This window comes from Micromonospora sp. NBC_01412, from assembly GCF_045040215.1.
Classification (GTDB): Bacteria; Actinomycetota; Actinomycetes; order Mycobacteriales; family Micromonosporaceae; genus Micromonospora; species Micromonospora rubida.
This window is the reverse complement of sequence record NZ_CP109528.1, coordinates 4,095,405-4,114,629: the sequence shown is the minus strand read 5'-3', so window position 1 is coordinate 4,114,629 and position 19,225 is coordinate 4,095,405. Positions and strand designations below refer to the sequence as shown.

Annotated in this window: 14 protein-coding genes and 2 pseudogenes; 8 read left to right on the top strand and 8 right to left on the bottom strand. The window is 71.1% G+C overall.

Annotated elements, in window-relative coordinates:
* Positions 1-31: 31 nt before the first annotated feature.
* Together OG617_RS19000 and OG617_RS18995 are read right to left on the bottom strand one after the other, a co-directional pair.
* A complete protein-coding gene (locus tag OG617_RS19000) occupies positions 32-1,441 on the bottom strand; it encodes an amidase (RefSeq protein ID WP_396677958.1) in 1,410 nt (469 codons plus the stop codon).
* Between the two features lie 16 nt (positions 1,442-1,457).
* Complete coding sequence (locus OG617_RS18995; protein WP_405094419.1) at positions 1,458-2,600, bottom strand: cystathionine gamma-synthase; 1,143 nt, start codon at positions 2,598-2,600, stop codon at positions 1,458-1,460.
* Positions 2,601-2,752: 152 nt separating this feature from the next.
* Between OG617_RS18995 and OG617_RS18990 the strand changes: the two genes are divergently transcribed.
* On the top strand, positions 2,753-3,172 hold the full coding sequence (locus OG617_RS18990; protein ID WP_405094418.1) for an HIT family protein: 420 nt from the start codon (positions 2,753-2,755) through the stop codon (positions 3,170-3,172).
* 146 nt (positions 3,173-3,318) lie between these two features.
* Entirely contained in the window at positions 3,319-3,981 is a 663-nt protein-coding gene (gene msrA, locus OG617_RS18985; RefSeq protein WP_405094417.1) for a peptide-methionine (S)-S-oxide reductase MsrA, read from the top strand.
* A gap of 129 nt (positions 3,982-4,110) precedes the next feature.
* Here msrA and OG617_RS18980 read toward each other — a convergent pair whose 3' ends face one another.
* Positions 4,111-5,787 (bottom strand): PKD domain-containing protein, encoded by a 1,677-nt coding sequence (locus OG617_RS18980; protein WP_405094416.1) that lies wholly within the window; start codon positions 5,785-5,787, stop codon positions 4,111-4,113.
* 326 nt (positions 5,788-6,113) lie between these two features.
* Between OG617_RS18980 and OG617_RS18975 the strand changes: the two genes are divergently transcribed.
* The 5 genes from OG617_RS18975 to OG617_RS18955 all read left to right on the top strand — a co-directional run bounded on the left by OG617_RS18975 (position 6,114) and on the right by OG617_RS18955 (position 12,751).
* On the top strand, positions 6,114-7,898 hold the full coding sequence (locus tag OG617_RS18975; protein ID WP_405094415.1) for an N-acetylglutaminylglutamine amidotransferase: 1,785 nt from the start codon (positions 6,114-6,116) through the stop codon (positions 7,896-7,898).
* A gap of 2 nt (positions 7,899-7,900) precedes the next feature.
* Positions 7,901-9,772, top strand: a complete 1,872-nt coding sequence (gene ngg / locus OG617_RS18970; protein ID WP_405094414.1) for an N-acetylglutaminylglutamine synthetase — start codon at positions 7,901-7,903, stop codon at positions 9,770-9,772.
* Positions 9,769-10,956 (top strand): osmoprotectant NAGGN system M42 family peptidase, encoded by a 1,188-nt coding sequence (locus tag OG617_RS18965; protein ID WP_405094413.1) that lies wholly within the window; start codon positions 9,769-9,771, stop codon positions 10,954-10,956. Before ngg ends, OG617_RS18965 begins: the two co-directional genes overlap by 4 nt.
* 356 nt (positions 10,957-11,312) lie before the next feature.
* Positions 11,313-12,242 carry a ribonuclease Z gene (locus OG617_RS18960; RefSeq protein ID WP_405094412.1) on the top strand — a complete coding sequence of 310 codons (930 nt, stop codon included), beginning with the start codon at positions 11,313-11,315 and terminating at the stop codon, positions 12,240-12,242.
* The gene (locus tag OG617_RS18955) at positions 12,239-12,751 is read left to right on the top strand and encodes a GNAT family N-acetyltransferase (protein ID WP_405094411.1); all 513 of its coding nucleotides are present in this window, start codon (positions 12,239-12,241) and stop codon (positions 12,749-12,751) included. The genes OG617_RS18960 and OG617_RS18955 overlap by 4 nt, the downstream gene beginning before the upstream one ends.
* Here the strand turns inward: OG617_RS18955 and OG617_RS18950 are convergent.
* The gene (locus OG617_RS18950; RefSeq protein ID WP_405094410.1) at positions 12,730-13,035 is read right to left on the bottom strand and encodes a Scr1 family TA system antitoxin-like transcriptional regulator; all 306 of its coding nucleotides are present in this window, start codon (positions 13,033-13,035) and stop codon (positions 12,730-12,732) included. The genes OG617_RS18955 and OG617_RS18950 overlap by 22 nt on opposite strands.
* Positions 13,036-13,101: 66 nt before the next feature.
* Between OG617_RS18950 and OG617_RS18945 the strand changes: the two genes are divergently transcribed.
* Positions 13,102-13,275 carry a hypothetical protein gene (locus OG617_RS18945; protein ID WP_405094409.1) on the top strand — a complete coding sequence of 58 codons (174 nt, stop codon included), beginning with the start codon at positions 13,102-13,104 and terminating at the stop codon, positions 13,273-13,275.
* A gap of 725 nt (positions 13,276-14,000) precedes the next feature.
* Here OG617_RS18945 and OG617_RS18940 read toward each other — a convergent pair.
* From OG617_RS18940 to OG617_RS18925, 4 genes and pseudogenes are all read right to left on the bottom strand, one after another.
* The gene (locus tag OG617_RS18940; RefSeq protein ID WP_405094408.1) at positions 14,001-14,981 is read right to left on the bottom strand and encodes a hypothetical protein; all 981 of its coding nucleotides are present in this window, start codon (positions 14,979-14,981) and stop codon (positions 14,001-14,003) included.
* Between the two features lie 181 nt (positions 14,982-15,162).
* Positions 15,163-15,606 (bottom strand): annotated as a pseudogene (locus tag OG617_RS18935) (IS30 family transposase); the annotation flags it as partial.
* A gap of 72 nt (positions 15,607-15,678) precedes the next feature.
* Entirely contained in the window at positions 15,679-17,427 is a 1,749-nt protein-coding gene (gene ltrA / locus OG617_RS18930; RefSeq protein ID WP_405094407.1) for a group II intron reverse transcriptase/maturase, read from the bottom strand.
* 726 nt (positions 17,428-18,153) lie between these two features.
* Positions 18,154-18,894 (bottom strand): annotated as a pseudogene (locus OG617_RS18925) (IS30 family transposase); the annotation flags it as partial.
* Between the last annotated feature and the right edge of the window lie 331 nt (positions 18,895-19,225).

The following is a 19,225-nucleotide window of genomic DNA, read 5'->3' as shown; positions in this document are numbered from 1 at the left end:
GCGTCGGTCAGGGAGCGCACACGCTAGACGATCAAGCGGTGGCCGGTGACCCCGTCCCGACCCGGGGGTAGCCGGGGGCGTGCCGGGCCCAGGGCGCCTGGAGCTCGAACTGGCCGGCGACGCCGAGCAGCAGCAGCTCCGAGCCGGGCGGGCCGACGAACTGCACCGCCACCGGCAACCCGTCGGGGCGGCGGCCCACCGGCACCACGATCGCGGGCAGCCCGGCGATGTTCCACGGGGCGGCGTACGGGGCGTACGAGATGCTGGCCTTCATGTTCGCGCTCCAGGACCGGCCGGACCAGCCGGCGGCCTCCGGTGGCGGGCCGGCCAGCGCCGGGGTGAGCAGCAGGTCGACCGAGTGGTCGGCGAAGAAGCCGATCGAGCGCTCGCGCCAGGCGATCCGGTCGGCCTCCCGGACGTACCCCCGGCGGTGCGCCCACTCCCCCAACGCGACGTGCCGGCGGTTGCGCCGCTGGAGGTCGCGCCGGTCGAGGCCGGCGGCCCGCACGTCGGCGGCGGCCGCCGCGAACCAGGTGGCGATGCCCTGGAGACCGAGCCGGGTCGGGTAGACCGGGTCGGCGGGGACGGCGTCGTGGCCGGCGGCGGCGAGCAGCCGGCCGGCGGCGGCCACCGCGTCCCGATTGGGTGCGTCCGGCGAGATGCCGCGCACCGGGGACCGCAGCGAGACGCCGACCCGCAGCCGATGCGGCGGGACCAGCTTCTCCTGCGGCCGGCCGGCGAGCACCTGGAATCCGACGGCCGCGTCGGCGACCGTGGAGGTCAGCATGCCGTGCTCGGTCAGGCCGAACCAGTCGTCGGCGCCGAGCTGGCAGGGGACCACGCCCCGGCCGGGCTTCAGCCCGACCAGGCCGCAGCAGGCCGCCGGGATGCGGATCGAGCCGAGGCCGTCGTTGCCGTGCGCCATGGGCACCAGCCCGGCGGCGACCGCGGCGGCAGCCCCGCCGGAGGAGCCACCCGGGGTGCGCCCGGAGTCCCACGGGTTGCGGGTGACCGCGCTGCCGTCGTCGGTGAGCGCCCAGAGGCCGAGTTCCGGCATCCGGGTCACCCCGAGGATCACCGCGCCCGCGCCGCGCAGCCGCCGGACCACCTCGTGGTCGGCCTCCGCCACCGCGCTGCGCACGGCGGCCGATCCGTTCCAGGTGGGCAGGCCGGCGACGGGGGTGTTCTCCTTGACCGCGACCGGCACCCCGGCCAGCGGCAGGTTCGCCAGTTCCTCCTGCTCGTCGACCTTCTCCGCCTCGGTGATCGCCTCCCCGCCGCGCACCGTGCGGAACGCGGCGAGGTCGGCGTCGACCCGGGCGACGTGGTCGAGGTGGTCGGCCACGACCTGGGTGGCGGATACGTCACCTCGGCGTACGCCGCGGGCGATCTGCTTCGCGGTCGCGCCCACCCAGGTCGGCATGATGTCCTGCACGGCCACCCTCCCCAGCCAGCGGTCAGCCCAGCGCCTGCTCCAAGTCGGCTAGCAGGTCGTCGACCGTCTCGATGCCGACAGACAGTCGCACGAGATCGCCGGGAACTTCAAGCGGCGAGCCGGCAGCACTTGCGTGTGTCATCCGGCCCGGGTGCTCGATCAGGGATTCCACCCCGCCGAGGGACTCGGCGAGCACGAAGAGCTCTGCCCGGTTGCAGATCTCCACGGCGTGCTCCTCGCCACCGGCGGCCCGGAAGGAGATCATGCCGCCGAACCGGCGCATCTGCTTGGCGGCCACCTCGTGCCCGGGGTGCGACGGCAGGCCGGGGTAGATGACCTGACCGACCTTGGCGTGCCCGTCCAGGTACGCGGCGATCCGCTCGGCGTTGTCGCAGTGCCGGTCCATCCGGACGCCCAGGGTCTTGATGCCGCGCAGGGTCAGCCAGGCGTCGAACGGGCCGTTGATCGCGCCCATCGCGTTCTGGTGGAAGCGCAGCTCCTCGCCCAGGCCGCGATCGGCCACCACCAGCGCACCGCCGACGACGTCCGAGTGCCCGCCCACGTACTTGGTGGTGGAGTGCACCACCACGTCCGCGCCGTGCGTGATCGGCTGCTGCAGGTACGGCGACGCGAAGGTGTTGTCCACCACCAGCAGCGCCCCGGCGTCGTGGGCGAGGGCGGCCAGCGCGGCGATGTCGGCGATGCCGAGCAGCGGGTTGGTCGGCGTCTCCACCCAGACGATCCGCGTCGCGCCGGGCCGGATCGCGGCCCGCACGGCATCGACGTCGGAGACCTTGGCCGGGGTGTACGCCAGCCCCCACCGCTCGGCAACCTTCGCGAACAGCCGGTACGTGCCGCCGTACGCGTCGTCCGGAATCACCACGTGGTCGCCCGGCTTGCAGGCGGCGCGCAGCAGGGTGTCCTCGGCGGCCAGGCCGCTGGCGAAGGCGAGCCCGACGGGGCCGCCCTCCAGCGCGGCGAGGCACTCCTGGAGCGCGTCCCGGGTGGGGTTGCCGGAGCGGCTGTACTCGTAGCCCTGCCGGGGCGCGCCGACGGCGTCCTGGGCGTAGGTGCTGGTCTGGTAGATCGGTGGGATCACCGCGCCGGTGCGGGCCTCGGGGTCCTGTCCGGCGTGGATGGCGAGCGTGTCAAAGCCGTGACTCATGCCCGAGACGTTAGTCGGCCGGTCCCATCCGTTGGGCATCTCCCGGCCCGACTCGGGTCGGCCGGTCCCCTACTCGGTCAGCTTGGGTGCCCCGGCCTGGCCGAAACGATCCAGCGACGCGCTCGGTGCTGGACCGGGACTAGCCTGGCCGGATGGGCGGGTGCGTGTTCTGCGGGATCGTGGCGGGCGACGTGCCGGCGTTCCGGGTGGTCGACGCCCCGGACGGGGTCGCCTTCCTCGACACCCGGCCGGTGTTCCGGGGGCACGTGCTGGTGGTGCCGCGCACCCACCTGGTCACCCTGGCCGACCTGCCGGCGGATGCGCTGGCCGGCTACTTCGGGCTGGTCCAGCGGCTCGCCGTGGCGGTGGAGTCCGGTCTGGGGGCCGGCGGCACGTTCGTGGCGATGAACAACCGGGTGTCCCAGTCCGTGGCGCACCTGCACACCCACGTGGTGCCCAGGACGAAGGGCGACGGCCTGCGCGGCTTCTTCTGGCCCCGCACCCGTTACGCCGACGACGCCGAGGCCCGGGGGTACGCCGAACGGGTGGCCGCCGCCCTGGTCGGCGGGTGAACCGGGGCGGAAGCCGGTCGGGGCGGACCCGCCACCGCCCGGGTCGCCACGCCGGGGCGGGTCGCGGCCTGATCGCGGGCCGGGCGGGTAAGGAACCGGGGCCCGGCGGTGTTGCACGCGGGGAGAAGTACGAGAGGAGTTCCATCGTGTTCCTTCGCCGCATGAAGGCCGAACTGCCCACCCCCGACCAGGCCCTCCCCGGCCGCCCCATCGCGATGCCGATCGGCGACCGGCACGAGGTCCTCGGGTCGTCCCTGAAGGGGCCGTTCCCGGAGGGCGCGCGGGTCGCCGTCTTCGGCATGGGCTGCTTCTGGGGCGCCGAGCGCCTGTTCTGGGCCCTGCCGGGCGTGCTCACCACCTCCGTCGGCTACGCGGGCGGCGTCACGCAGAACCCGACGTACGAGGAGGTGTGCTCGGGCCGCACCGGGCACGCCGAGGTGGTCCAGGTGGTCTACGACCCCGCAGGGATCAGCTACGAGGACCTGCTCAAGGTCTTCTGGGAGAACCACGACCCGACCCAGGGCATGCGCCAGGGCAACGACGTGGGCACCCAGTACCGGTCGGCGATCTACGTCACCGGCGACGACCAGCTCGCCGCCGCGCAGGCGTCCCGGGACGCGTTCGCGCCGATCGTGGCGCGGGCCGGCAAGGGCGAGATCACCACGGAGATCGACCGGCTCGGCGATTACTACTTCGCCGAGGACCACCACCAGCAGTACTTGGCGCCCACGAAGAACCCGAACGGGTACTGCAACCACGGGCCGAACGGGCTGAGCTGCCCGGTCGGCGTCGCCCGCACCACCGGCTGACGGACGTCACGACGGCCAGGTCGATACGGCTTCGCCCCACCTCGATGATCAAGAGGTTTGTGTCAGGATTCGCCGCCTCGCAGACGCAAACCTCTTGATCAACACAACTAGGCGGGTGGTCGGGCGGCGTCAGGCCGCCCGGAGGACTACGGTCCAGGTGGTCGTCGTGGTGCTGGCCGCCGCGGCCGTCGCGGTCAGGCCGCCGTACGCGCCGGTCGGGACCGAGGCGCCGGAGTCGGCGAGCAGCCCGGTGACCCGGCCGCCGCCGGTCTGTGAGCCGTTGCTACGCGCCTGGACGCCGGGCGGGGCGGTCAGCGCGGTGGACGTGGCGTCGCCGTGCGTCCAGTACGACACGGCCCAGCCCCGCGCGGCGGTCACCGGGGCGGTCGGGGTGACCCGCACGGCGGAGCTGGCCGGGTCGGTGGCCCGGGCGTGCCCTGCGACGGGGCCGGACGGGTCGGTCCCCCGGTACGCGGCGAGCACCAGGTTGCCCTTCGACTGCGTGCCGAGGGTGACCCGTACGGTCGACCCCGCGTCGCCGTCGCCGGCGACCTTCCACCAGGCCGTGGTGGTGGCGTAGCCGCCGTCGAGGCGGTCCAGCCGGGTCCATCCGGTCACCCCGGTCGGCTCGCCGGTGGCGGCGTGGGTGTTCTGGCCGAGGAACAGCAGCAGGGCGTCGCCGGCCCGCACTTCGGCGGGGACGACGACGGAGTGGGTCGTGACGTTCGCGTTGGCGGTGGCCTGCCCGACGTACGAGATCAGCTCCGGCAGCGGCGCGACCGTGACGTCCAGGGTGGCGGTGCCGGTGGCGCCCCGGTCGTCGGTGACGGTGAGCGTGACCGGGTAGGTGCCCGCCTCGGCGTACGTGTGGGTGGCGCTCGGGACGCTGTCCGTGTCGGCGGTCGATCCGTCGCCGAAGGCCCAGGCGTGGTCCTGGACCGCCCCGTCGCCGTCGGTGGAGCCGGCGGCCGAGAACGTGCACACCAGCCCGGAGCAGGACGGCGCGAGGTGGGCCACGGGCGGGGTGTTGGCCGCCCCGCCGGGGCCCTTGAGCAGCCTGATCCAGTCGATGTCGCCGGCGAAGTAGTCGCAGGTGACGTCCACCCCGTCGCAGGCGCTCTTGCCGCCGACGGAGAGCTGCCAGTTGTTGGCGATCGTCCCGGTGGGGCCGGTGAGCCGGCTGGTACGGACGCCGTCGACGTACATCTCGACGTACGTCGAGGTACGGTTGCAGGTCACCGTGTGCCACTGCCCGTCGGCGATCGACGTGCCCGTGTAACCGGTACGCGTCGCGCCGTCGCCGCCGCGGAACATGCACCGGGGCTTGCCTGCGGGCGCCTCGAACTTCCAGTAGCCGCCGGCCGTGTTGCCCTGCCCCTTCTGCAAGATGTTGCCGAAGGAGCGCGTGGTCCGGTACCGGATGGTGAACGAGAAGTCCCCGGCCTCGGGGTTGAACTCGTTGCTCGCCGGCACCAGGTCCACGTGTCCCGGCACGTACTCGTGGTCGGCGGGGTTGTGGTAGGCGAACCGGTGGGCGGTCGCGCCCGCGTAGCGCACCCCGGCGGCCACCTCGGCGCCGACGGTCCCGTGCCGGCCGTTGCCGCTGCTGTCGGCGAGGACCGTGGCACCCGCCGGCTCGTCCATGCTCCAGAAGGCCACCGTCCGGGTGGCGACCGCCTGCGCCGGGGACGCCCCGACCAGCACCCCGGCGGCGGCCAGCGTGGTGGCCACGGCGATCCGGCCGACCGTCCGGACAACCCGTCGTCGCGTCGTCGCGCGCATCAGCATCGCCTCCTCGTGGCTCACCGGCGAGCCTGGCACGGGAACGAACTGGACTCCATGCCCCGTCGGGTCGGAAACCCGGCACCCGGTGTTGGTGGGGCGGGACCGATCGGCGGGTACGGTCGACGGGCGGAGGGTGGTGTTCCACCGGTGCGGCGTTTGTCACACCCGGTCGGCCGGGCGAACCGGGCAGGCCGCCGGGGGTCAACCGGGTAGGCCGCCGGGGCCGGGTGCGAATGCCCGTGCGGGAGCCGACCCGGGTGCGGCGGCGCGCATTTTAGCAAGCACGTAACGACGATCGCATCATCTCAACAGGCGGACTGTGCTCACCTCTGGCAACATTGTCTGGCATGTGCGGACTGGCTGGGGAATTTCGCCGCGACGGCTCGCGGGCCGATGTCGCGGCGGTGGAGCGCATGGCGGCCACGATGAGCGACCGGGGCCCCGACGACAGCGGGGTGTGGTCCCAGGGGCCGACCGCCCTCGGCCACCGCCGCCTGAAGATCATCGACCTGTCGGCCGCCAGCGGGCAGCCGCTGGTCGACCCGGCGTCCGGGCTGACCGGGGTCTTCAACGGCTGCGTCTACAACTACCGCGAGCTGCGCGAGGAACTCCAGGCCAGGGGCCACCGGTTCTTCTCCTCCGGCGACAGCGAGGTGGTCGTCAAGGCGTACGCCGAGTGGGGGCTGGACTTCGTCGACCACCTGGTCGGCATGTTCGCCGTGGCGATCAGCGAACGGGACAGCGGCCGGCTGGTGCTGGCCCGGGACCGGCTCGGCATCAAGCCGCTCTACCTGGCCGAGACCCCGGGCGTGGTGCGCTTCGCCAGCACCCTGCCGGCCCTGCTGGCTGGCGGCGGCGTGGACACCACCATCGACCCGGTGGCGCTCGCCCACTACCTGAGCTTCCACAGCATCGTGCCGCCGCCGCGCACGATCCTGCGCGGGGTGGCCAAGCTGCCCCCGGCCACCGTCCGGGTGTACGAGGCGGACGGCAGCACCCACGAGCACGTCTACTGGGACCCGTCGTTCACCCGGCACGAGGAGCGGGCCGGCTGGTCCGCCCGCGACTGGGAGGACGCCCTGCTGGAGTCGCTGACCACGGCGGTGCGCCGCCGGATGGTCGCCGACGTCCCGGTCGGCGTGCTGCTCTCCGGTGGGCTGGACTCCAGCCTGGTGGTGGCCCTGCTGGCCGGCGAGGGCCAGCGCGGCCTGTCCACGTTCTCCATCGGCTTCGACGCCGTCGGCGGGCGGGAGGGCGACGAGTTCGTCTTCTCCGACCTGGTGGCGAAGACGTTCGGCACCGACCACCACCAGATCCGGGTGGCCGCCCGCGACCTGCTGCCGCCCCTGGAGGCGGCCGTGGCGGCCATGAGCGAGCCGATGGTCAGCCACGACTGCGTGGCGTTCTACCTGCTCAGCCAGGAGGTGTCGAAGCACGTCAAGGTGGTCCAGTCCGGCCAGGGCGCGGACGAGATCCTCGGCGGCTACCACTGGTACCCGCCGCTGGCCGGGGTCGACCGGGAGCGGGCCGTCGAGACGTACGCGAAGGCGTTCTTCGACCGGGACGGGGCCGGGCTGGCCCGGGTCCTCGACCCGGCGTGGCTGGCCGACGGCGACCCGGCGCGTGAGTTCGTGGCCGCCCACCTGGCCCGGGCCGGCGCGCAGACGGCGGTCGACGCCGGCCTGCGGATCGACACCCAGGTCATGCTGACCGACGACCCGGTGAAGCGGGTCGACAACATGACCATGGCGCACGGGCTGGAGGCCCGGGTGCCGTTCCTCGACCACGAGTTCGTGGAGCTGGCCGCGAGCTGCCCGCCGGAGCTGAAGCTGGCCCAGGGCGGCAAGGGCGTGCTGAAGGAGATCGGCCGCCGGGTCCTGCCGCACGAGGTCATCGACCGGCCGAAGGGCTACTTCCCCGTGCCGGGCCTCACCCACCTGGAGGGCAAGCTCCTCGACCGGGTACGCGACGCGCTGCACGCGCCGCAGGCCCGCCAGCGCGGTCTGTTCCGCACCGAGTACGTCGACGCGTTGCTGTCCGACCCGAACGCCGAACTCACCCCGTTGAACGGAAACAAGCTGTGGCAGCTGGGACTCCTGGAAATGTGGCTCCAGAGCCACGGAATCGACTGAAGGTGAGCGACACACTGGCAACCGGAACGGCACCCACCGACCGGGAACGGGTGCTCGGCCGGCGACGCGAGCGGGTCGGGCCGGGCGGGGATCCCGTGGCTCCCGCGCCGGCCGAGACGGAACGGCCCACCGGGGGCGACGGCGTGGTGCTCGACTGCGGCTGGGGGCGGCTGGTCTTCGGCCAGACGTTCACCGACCAGGCTGCCGTGGCCGCGGTGCTGCGCTCGGAGGCCGCCGGCGCCCGGGACATCTGCATCTACCTGCGCGACCCGCACGTGCTGGTGTCCCGGCTGCCCGACGAGCTGTTCATCGACCCGTCGCTGACGTACCGGCTGCGGCTGCCCGCCAACCCGGCCGGCCCCCCGGTCACCGAACCGGTCGGTAGCCCGGTCGGCAGCCCGGTCACCGGCGAGGCCGACGACCTGCCCGGGCTGCGGATCCGGACGCTGCGCGACGCCGACGACGCGGACGCGGTGAACCGGATCTACGCCTGCAACGGCATGGTCACCGCACCGGTCGACGTGCTGGTCGACAACACCCGCACCGACCGGTTCCTGCACCTGGTGGCGGAGGACGCCACCGGGGACGTGGTCGGCACGATCACCGGCGTGGACCACGTCGCGGTCTTCGCCGACCCGGACAACGGCGCCAGCCTGTGGTGCCTCACCGTGGACTTCAACACCGCCCCGCCCGGCACCGGCCAGGCCCTGCTCACCGAGCTGGCCGCCCGGCTCACCGAGCGCGGCCGGGCGTTCGTCGACCTGTCGGTGCTGGCCGAGAACACCGGGGCGATCCGGCTGTACGAGCGGCTCGGCTTCTACCGCACCGCCACGCTCTGCGTGAAGCGGAAGAACCCGATCAACGAGCGGCTCTTCCTGCCCGCCACCCCGCCGGGGTACGACGGGCTCAACCCGTACGCGAGGATCGTCGCGGACGAGGCGATGCGCCGGGGCATCCGGGTGGAGGTCACCGACCCCGAGTGGGGCGAGCTGCGGCTGAGCAACGGCGGCCGGACGATCGTCACCCGCGAGTCGCTGTCGGAGCTGACCTCCGCGGTGGCGATGAGCCGGTGCGACGACAAGCGGGTCACCCGGCGGATCCTCACCGAGGCGGGCCTGTCGGTGCCGCGCGGCCGGACCGCGACCGGGGACGACGCCGACGCCGCGTTCCTGGCCGAGCTGGGCCGGGTGGTGGTGAAGCCGGCGCGCGGCGAGCAGGGCAACGGCATCACCGTCGGGGTACGCACCCCGGAGGCACTCACCACCGCCGTCGCGCTGGCCCGGGGCTTCTGCCCGGACGTGCTCGTCGAGGAGCTGCGCGACGGCGAGGACCTGCGGGTGATCGTCATCGACCACGAGGTGGTCGCCGCGGCCGTCCGCCGGCCGGCGCAGGTGACCGGCGACGGGGTGCACGACATCGCCGAGCTGATCGAGCGGCAGAGCCGCCGCCGGGCCGCCGCCACCGGCGGCGAGTCCCGCATCCCGGTGGACGACATGACCCGGGACGTGGTCGCCGAGGCCGGGTACGAGCTGCGCGACGTGCTGCCCGAGGGCACGGTGCTGGCCGTCCGCCGGACCGCGAACCTGCACACCGGCGGCACGATCCACGACGTCACCGGCGAGCTGCACCCGGAGATCGCCGAGGCGTGCGTGGCTGCCAGCCGGGCGCTGGACATCCCGGTCACGGGGCTTGACCTGCTGGTTCCCGCCCCCGACCGGCCGGAGCACGTGTTCATCGAGGCGAACGAGCGGCCCGGCCTGGCCAACCACGAGCCGCAACCGACCGCCGAGCGCTTCGTCGACCTACTCTTCCCCGGCACGCGGGCACCGCAACGCCTCTGGTCACCGGCGGGTGCGGCAAGCTCTCAGGCATGACCGCACGCAAGCCCACCCCGCTGAAGATCGACCTGGACTACCTCCGCCAGGTGCTGCTCGAGCTGCTGGAGATCCCGAGCCCGTCCGGGCGCACCGACCACGTGCAGCAGTACGTCGGCGAGCGCCTCTCCGCGTTCGGGATCTCCTCCACGCTGACCCGGCGCGGCGCGTTGAGCGCCTGCCTGCCGGGCCCCCGGCAGACCGGCGCGGACCGGGCGATCGTGGTGCACACCGACACCATCGGTGGAATGGTGAAGCGGCTCAAGGAGAACGGCCGGCTGGAGCTGATGCAGATCGGCACGCACAGCGCCCGGTTCGCCGAGGGCGCGCACGTGCGGATCTTCACCGACGACCTGGACCGGGTGGTCACCGGCCAGGTGCTGCCGCTCAAGGCCAGCGGGCACCGCTACAACGAGGCCGTCGACCTCCAGGGGGTCGGCTGGGAGCAGGTCGAAGTCCGGGTCGACGAGCCGGTGACCGACGAGGCCGGGCTGCGGGCCCTCGGCATCGACGCCGGGGACTTCGTGGCGTTCCTGCCCAACCCGACGGTCACCCCCAGCGGGTACGTCAAGTCCCGGCACCTGGACGACAAGGCCGGGGTGGCGGCGGTGCTGACCGCGTTCAAGGCGATGGTCGACGCGGGCGTGACCCCGGCGGTGACCGCGCACCTGCTGGTCACGGTCACCGAGGAGATCGGGCACGGGGCCAGCCACGGCCTGGACCCGGACGTCGCGGAGATCGTCTCCGTGGACGCCGCGGTGGTCGCCCCCGGGCAGCAGTCCCGGGAGGACGCGGCCACCCTGGCGATGGGCGACGGCGTCGGCCCGTTCGACTACCACCTCACCCGCAACCTGGCGGCGATCGCCCGCGAGCACGGGGTGGACCTGGTCCGGGACGTCTTCGAGTACTACCGCTCGGACGTGGCGGCGGCGGTCGAGGCGGGCGCGCACGCCCGGGTGGCGCTGCTCGGCTTCGGGGTGGACGCCACCCACGGCCACGAGCGCACCCACCTCGACGGGCTGAGCCACCTGACCCAACTGCTCTGCCTCTACCTCCAGAGCGACCTGGTCTTCCCTGAGTGGGACGCTGAGCCGGAGGGCGACCTGGCCGACTTCCCGTCGCTGGCGGTGCAGCCGGCCAGCGAGGAGGGCCCCCGCGAGGGCCCGATCGGCATCGCCGACTGAGCCAGGCCGAGCCGCCACGGCCCGGCCCGCGTTTGTTCCCGCCGGCCCTGTGATCGAAAATCCGTTGCCGCCACCCCGGGGAAGTGGATAGCGTGTTCGTACACGTGAAAGGAGGTGGTCCAGACTTGTATAGCAATCGGACTCGTGAGGTGGCTGTCCGCTAGCCGCTGTCCTCGACAGTGAAAACCCGTCCGCCGCGAGGCGGGCAAATGCACCACCGTCGAGACCGTGTGGCAGCGGTGCGGCGAAACCAAGACAGCCACCCGACCCCCGGGGCGCCGGCCCAGTCCAGCCGGCCCGCGCGCGAGCGCGGAAAACCCCGGGGGTCGCTCCATGCTCACCAGGGGGACAGCACCGTGTCCATGCGCGAACTGGTGGTGCTCGGGACGGCCAGCCAGGCGCCGACCCGGCAGCGCAACCACAACGGGTACGTGCTGCGCTGGGACGACGAGGTGATCCTCTTCGACCCGGGCGAGGGCAGCCAGCGGCAGCTCCTGCACACCGGCGTCACCGCCACCGACCTCACCCGGATCTGCGTCACCCACTTCCACGGCGACCACTGCCTCGGCCTGCCCGGCACCATCCAACGGCTCTCCCTGGACCGGGTGCCCCGCCCGGTGGCGGTGCACTTCCCGGCCGGCGGCGCCGAGTACTTCGCCCGGCTGCGGCACGCGTCGAGCTTCCACGAGACCGCCGAGCTGGTCGTCGAGCCGGTCACCGCCGACGGGCAGCGGTTCGCCCTGCGCTCCGGCACGCTGGAGGCCCGTCGGCTGCGGCACCCGATCGAGACGTACGGCTACCGGCTCGTCGAGCCGGGCGGCTGCCGGATGCTGCCGGAGAAGCTGGCCGCGTACGGTATCGCCGGGCCGGCCGTCGGGGAGCTGCTCCGCGTCGGCCACCTCGACGTCGGCGGTCGCCGCGTGACCCGGGACGAGGTGAGCGTGACCCGGCCGGGGCAGCGGTTCGCCTTCGTGATGGACACCGGGCTCTGCGACGGGGTGTACGCCCTCGCCGAGCACGCCGACCTGCTGGTCATCGAGTCGACGTTCCTGGAGTCCGAGGCCGCGCTCGCCGCCGAGGTCGGGCACCTCACGGCAGGCCAGGCCGCCCGGGTGGCGGCCGAGTCGGGGGTACGCACGCTGGTGCTCACCCACTTCTCCCAGCGGTACGCCGACGCCCGGCGCTTCGCCGACGAGGCCCGGGAGCACTTCGCCGGTGAGCTGGTGATCGCCGAGGACCTGATGACCGTTCCGGTCCCGCCCCGGCGGGTAGCCTCGGGCGGGTGACGATCACCCTGCGCCACGCGACCGTCGACCACCTGCGCCCGGTGGGGGCGCTGCACCAGCGGTCCCGGGTGGCGACGTACTCGTCGTTCCTGCCGGCGGAGGCCCTCGCGGACCCGACCCCGGAGGCGATGGGCGAGTACTGGGCCGAACGGTGGACGTGGGAGCGGGACGAGCACCTGATGACCGTCGCCGAGCGGGACGGCCGGCTGGTCGGCTTCAGCTACCTCGGCCCGGACGACCAGGACGATCCGGCGACCGGCCTGCTCAACGCCATCCACCTCGACCCGGCCGAGCAGGGCCGGGGCACCGGCCGGGCGCTGATGGCCGACGCGCTGGCCACCATGCGCGGCCGGGGCTGGCGTCGGGGGGTGCTGTGGGTGCTGGAGCCCAACGCCCACGCCCGCCGGTTCTACGAGCGCGGCGGCTGGCTGCCCACCGGCGAGCGCCGCGAGGAGCAGATCGGCACCGTCCGAACCCCCCAGCTCCGCTACGCCCGCGAGCTGTTGTAACGACTTTGCCGGGTCCCGGCGTCCACGGGCACGACGTGCACCTGGATGTGTTCCCGCATCGCCTGCCCGGCGAGGTGGTCGAGCTGTTCCGCCATGAGCCCCGGCTGATCGAGCACCGGCCGGCGCAGCACGCTGTCGTCCACGACGGCGATGAACTGTGGCGGGCGTTCGCGCTCCAGAATCTCCTGCCGGCCCAGCCTGGACGCCACGATCCGCTCGACCTCGCCGGCCGGTTCACCGGACCGGCTGGAGCCGGGGGCGCGGGATCGGTGATGGGCCAGCATCCACCGAGGTACGCCGGCGGCCCGTGCTTCGTCTGCGGCAAGCCGTGGCCGTGCTTCGAGCGGTAGTTGGCAAGTCTCGTCGAGTTCGCCGGCCAGGGGGATCTACTCGTGGCGTACATGGGTGACTGGCACCGCCTGGGGGTTGAGGAGCGGGAGCGGCGCGGCCTGCCGCCCGACCCGAACATGCAGCTACGGCGCCTGGGGTGGGTCGACATGGTCCTGCCCGCGCAGGGCGAGTAGCGCAGCGGCGATGCCTGAGGCCGCGCCGCCCAAGAAGCCGATGCCCAGGATCCCGAGGTGCGGCGACGTCCTGCACGTCACCCGGGCCGCCAGCGTCCAGTTCAGAGCCTGTGTCGAAGTCGGCCTACCGCGGCTCGGCTCAGCGCTGTCGGCTCGGGGTGGGTGAGAGCGGGGTGGGGTTCGCCGGGGCCGGCCCGTTCCGGGCGTTCGGGCTTGCTCCCTGCGTGGGCGGGCCCTGGCGCACCCCTGACGTGGTCTGGGTCCGTACGAGCGCACACGATCACGCCGGATCGCGCTGGATCGGTGTGCAAGACCGTGCTCGATCAGGGAAAGTGTGGCCTTGTTGCGGGTAGGAGGCCACACTTTCCGGGATCGAGCACGCTCTTGCATGTCTGGCCGATCGCCGGGGTTCCCGGGAGGCCGCCCGGCCCCGGAACGCTCCGGAGCTGGTAGATCTCCGCTCATCGTCAGGGCAGCGGTCGGATTCGGTTGATGGCGATCGCGCTTGCCTGCCACTGGAGACGTGGCCGTGCGTCTCCCGCACTTCGACACCCGCCCTGAGCGCTGGCGGCGACGGAATCGCGATTCTTGGACAGTTCTTGTTCCCCTTTGACGACAACGGTCCAAGGTCCAGGCGCGGTGCCGCCGACGGTGGGGGCGCAGCGGCGATCGGGCTCCGCCACCGATCGCCGCTTGACGGACCGCGTAGAGACACCCCGGCGGGGTCAGGCGCCGTCCCGGTCCGAGTCCGCCGAGAAGTTGATCACGCCGAGGTAGCCGTCGCCGTCCTCGACGACCTTCATCAGCATGCTGTCGGCGTAGATGTTGTCCTTGTCGTTGAAGGTGTCCCGCCCGGTGTGCGTGGCGTACGGCGCCGCGGCGAAGACCTTCGTGTTGGACGCCTCGTCGAACATCACCTGGGTGGTGAGCACGCGGTTGTTGTTCACGTGCACCATGGCGTGGATGTGCACGGTGCGGCCCCGGTACCAACCCGGCCAGACGGTGACGAACTCGACGATCCCGTCGGCGTTGGTGACCTGGGCGCCGCGCAGGTAACGCTTGTCGTCGGTCGGGGTGAGGTCGGCCGCCTCCCCCTCGGAGCCGCCACCCGGAGCCCCGCCGCCGGGAGCGCCGCTCGGCGGAGTCCCACCGGGCCCGCCGCCGGGGGCACCACTGGGCGGAGTACCGCCCGGTCCACCACCGGGAGCGCCGCTGGGCAGGGTGCCGCCCGGTCCACCACCGGGAGCGCCGCTGGGCGGGGTGCCGCCGGGGGCGCCGCCGCCGGTCGACTGACCCTCCGCGCCCGAGTACAGCCCTGCCGCGTCGCAGTGCCAGATCTCCACGACGGCGTTCGGCAGCGGCGCGCACTTCTCGCTGTCCTGCACCCGGATGGCCACCCGCAGCCGGGTGCCCGGCCGGTCCTCCCGGATGTCGCGACGGATCTTGTCGGCGTCGAAGTAGTACGGGCCCTGGGTGGTGCTCGCGGTCAGCGTGCAGGTGTTCGCGTCGGCGAAGAGCGCGGCCAGGTCGCCCGACGTTCCTGCGGTGGCCTGCGGCGTCACGGTCTCGCCGGTCGACGTGGTGACGGTGCCGCCGTCCCGCCCGCAGGCGGCCAGCAGGCCGGCCAGCCCGACCGAGCCGACGCCGGCGATCAGCCGGCGACGGCTGACCCGTTGCCCTTCGTGATGGTCAAGGTCGCGGCGCATGGGTCCTCCCGGATGGCTCGATGACGGATCAACCGATCCGGCACCGACGCTAGGCCGAGGGGTTGGACGGCTCCTGTGCCGAACTTGTGCGCCACCTGTGCAACTCGCGCGCCTCCTGTGCAACGGGTCAGGGCCCCTTCCCGGTCGGCGGTTTCTGGGGGTCCTCGCAACACCTGATGGCTTAGGTGGCTGTCAGTAGATCACGCAGACGCTCGGCTGGGTTGTCCCAGCCGAGCGTCTGTCGTGGGCGGCCGTTGAGTTCTTGAGCGACGTGCTCAAGGTCTGCGGGTCCGTGGACCGACAGGTCGGTGCCCTTGGGGAAGTACTGGCGGAGCAGGCCGTTGGTGTTCTCGTTGGATCCGCGCTGCCAGGGCGAGTGCGGGTCGCAGAAGTAGACGGGCACCCCGGTGGCGAGGGTGAACTGCTTGTGGGCAGCCATTTCCGCGCCCTGGTCCCAGGTCAGCGATCCGCGTAGGTGGGCCGGCAGTGTGCCGATGAGATCCACCAGCACGTCGCGGACTTCTTCGGCGGTGTGCCCGCCGGGCAGATGCCCGAGCATCACGTACCGGGTGGCGCGCTCGACCAGCGTCACGATCGCGGACTGGTTGCCCGCGCCCATGATCAGTCGGGTAGCCCCGGCGCATTGCTGCGCCGGGGCCCCCTCAGAACCGTGCTTGCGGCGTTAACCGCACACGGCTCAAGCAAGCCCTGGAGGCTCGCTGACGGGCAGAATGCTTGGCCTTTGGCCTTCGCCGGCTGGCTGCCGTCGGAGGCAGTACGCGTGTATGAGACGGGAATGAATAGCGTCCGGCTTACCGTCGATCGGGGCGACGACATGTTGTCTGACGATCGCCTTCCGGATCGTGCGTGTCCACAGTTCCCATTCGGTTGGGGTCTGCGGCGCGTGCTCGGCGTGTAGCAGAAACCCTCGGCAGAGCGAACATCGACCTTGCTGTTTCTTCAAAAGATACAGCGTGGCTTTGCCCGTTGCTGGAGGTCCTTTGCAGCGCCGATCGGCCCAATACTTGCTGAGAGCAGGATCGTCCGGGGACGCCGTGCCCTTGACCAGTTGGTGCCGGACGATCTTCGTCCAGGAAAACTTGATCAGGTAGGAGCCGCTGTCACGGTCACCAAAAACCCACCTGTCCTGCCTGGCCTGGTTGAACCGGCCGAAGTACCTGTCAACGATCCAGTGCTTCGACTTATTCGGGTGGCTGTGTTTCGCCCACTTGTAAAGCAGAATCCACACATAGTTGTCCAGCGCCGTGAATATCTCGCTCGACACCACCGTCCGGTAATAGGCAGACCAGCCCCGGACGATGGGGTTGATCTTGTAAAGCACCGCCGCCGCGTTAGCTCCTCGCAAAGCTATTATCTCGCCGCGTAGCCTTTCCCGGATCCGTCTCAATGCCGCCTTGCTCGGTCTGATCAGCAGTTTCCCGTGATAGCGGCGGACGTTGAACCCCAGAAAATCGAACCCATCGCCAGCATGGACGATACGAGTTTTGCCCTCGTTGAAGGCTAATCCTCTGGACGTCAGCCATTGCCGTAGCCTTTCCTTGGCCTGGTCGGCCCGCTCATGGCTGTGGCACATCACGACGAAATCGTCTGCGTATCTCACCAGCACCGGACTGTCTGTTACCGCACTGCCGGCATCTCTGCCGGCTGTGAGGTAACGGACCCCGGCGGCATTCTCCATTCCATGCAAAGCCACGTTGAACAGCGTCGGGCTGATCACTCCGCCTTGGGGAGTTCCTTCCCCGGTCGGGGCGAACCGGCCATTATCGATCACACCTGCTTTCAGCCATCGTTCCACTCGATCCCTGGCGGGAAACGCGCCAAGCAATGTCAGCAGGTGCCGGTGATCGATCCGGTCGAAGGCTGCCGTCAGGTCAGCGTCGAGGATCCACACCCGCTGCGGGTTCTTACCGTTGAGCGTGGAATAGATGGCCCCGATCGCGTCGTGACAGCCGCGGCCCGGCCGAAATCCGTAGGACTTCGGCTCAAATCGGGCCTCCCATTCAGGTTCCAACGCGTTCGCTGTCAAGGCTTGTAAGGCCCTGTCGGCGATCACGGGAATGCCGAGACCACGCCGTTTCGTGGTTCCGGGCTTAGGAATGTAGACACGCTTGACGGGACGGGCAGTCCACATGGCGCTGTCGTGCTGCATCCAGTCGGCCAGTTCAGCCTTGGATTCCGGGTGCAGCACGACTTTCCCGTCGACGCCCGCCGTCTTACGGCCAGCGTTGATCTCCGTGACTCGCCGCACGCTGATCAGCGTGTTAGCGCGAGAACGGAGCATCAGTTTCTGCAGATTGCGGACCCGTTTAAGGTCCCCCGCCTGCGACGCCGCGAAAATTCTCTGACGCAGACGACCCACGGCATCTTCAGCCTGGCGCCAAGCGATCGACGACCAGTCGATAACATCGCCCTCCGGTCCGTTCACCACGGCAACATACTCACCACGAGCCAATCGGAGTGAACACTTGCGTCACTGTGACGTCCAACTTGTCCTTCGGTTCCGGTGTCATTGTTCAGTGTTTCTCCACAGGCTCACCAGACCCACGTCAGCACCCTTTCGAGTCCGGGCATCGCCCGTATCCGGCCAGTTATACGGAAGAATCCGATGGAGGATCGGATGACTCCTCCGATTTCCTGTTTCCTTTCGGCTACCGGCATTCGCTTCTTGGGCCTTCCTGTCCCCGCTGAAGAATTGAGCTTTCCTCGCAGTCGGCCGACCGGTCATCGAGACCCGGACTCCAACGGGATTTCCACGTTCCGCACGAGTGAGACACGACCGGGGTGGGTGCCCTCTTTATCCCGAGGCGGCGGTGTCCTTCTGGCTGGAGTGACCTCTACCAGCCAGCGCCTGCCGCTTCTCAACGGCCAGCCCTGTACCCCATTACCGCATTCCGTCGACAGGGCTTGGGATCACGAGACATCATCGAGGGTTCATTTGCATTCACCCGTCCGGTCTTCCCCTTAGCCTGTAGCTCCCGGACGGAACGGAAACCCTTGGGCTTGACTCCTGAGCTTCACACCCCGCCGTTACCAGCAACGCATGTCAGGAGAGGGGACGAGCCAACGGACACAGGACCGGGACTTGCCATCAGTAATAGACGAACCTCCAAGCGGCAAATCCACTCAAACTCGTGCGACTTCGTGTCGCACGGTCGCCTTCCCAGTGGCCGGGCACGGCGCGGTCCTCGGCCTCGGCCGGGCGCTCGCTGATCATGACCATGCCGTCGACGAACCGCGGGGTGCGCTGGTCGGGGCGACGATGTGGCTTGCGTCGGGTGCGGCCGGTGCGCAGCGCCGCGGCGACCTCGCGCTTGAGCGCGCCACGGGCCTGGACGTACAACGCCTGGTAGATCGTCTCCGCGCTCACCCGCATCTCCTGGTCCTCGGGGTACTGCCTGAGCAGAGCGTTGCAGATCTGCTGCGGTGACCAGCGTTCGCGTAGCCCGTCGACCACGAAGTCGCGCAGCGGACCGTCCTGCAGAAGCTTGCGGTCCTTAGGCCGGGGCCGGGACGCGGCCCAGGCTCGGTGCGCGGCATAGGCGCGGTAGACCCCGTCGGCGCCGGCGTGGTTGTCGATCTCGCGCTTGATCGTCGAGGCAGATCGCCCGAGCGCTCGCCCGATCGCGTTGAGCGACTGCCCGACGCGGCGCATGTCCGCGATCGTCTCGCGCTCTGCCACGGTCAGGAACCGTGAGTGCAGCTCCTTGTCCAGTGCCGTCAGCGACGGCAGCACCTGAGTGACCACCCCGCTGTTGTAGTCCACCCGGCGCCCATCCCGGTACGTCCGAGAGCTGCGTGTCTTGCGTACTCCCCAGTCCCAGTCCTTGGCGGTGCGCTCGTTGACCCCGACCAGCTGCGCGGCACGGCGCCGGGCAACCCCCTGCTCACGCAGGCGCTCGTACTCATCCCGACGGGGATGACGCCGCGAGATAGGCGTCGAGCGACGCCCTACTCGACGAACCCACCCGTACGCGGTGTTCCGGTTGACTCCGGCTTCCCGCGCAGCAACGGCCACGCTGCCAACGCGATCGAAGATCTCGAAGAACCTTGCCTCGAACTCAGCAGAAACGGACACGGTCCTCGCAACTCCCAGAAGGTCTGGGTGTTGCGAGGACCGCTAGATCCCAAGGGTCGGGAAGGGGCCCTGCGGCACGTCGCCGGATCAGGGCGCGCCTGTGCCCGGCAGGTCAGTGGACACGGTCGGGTCAGTGGGCGCGGTCAGG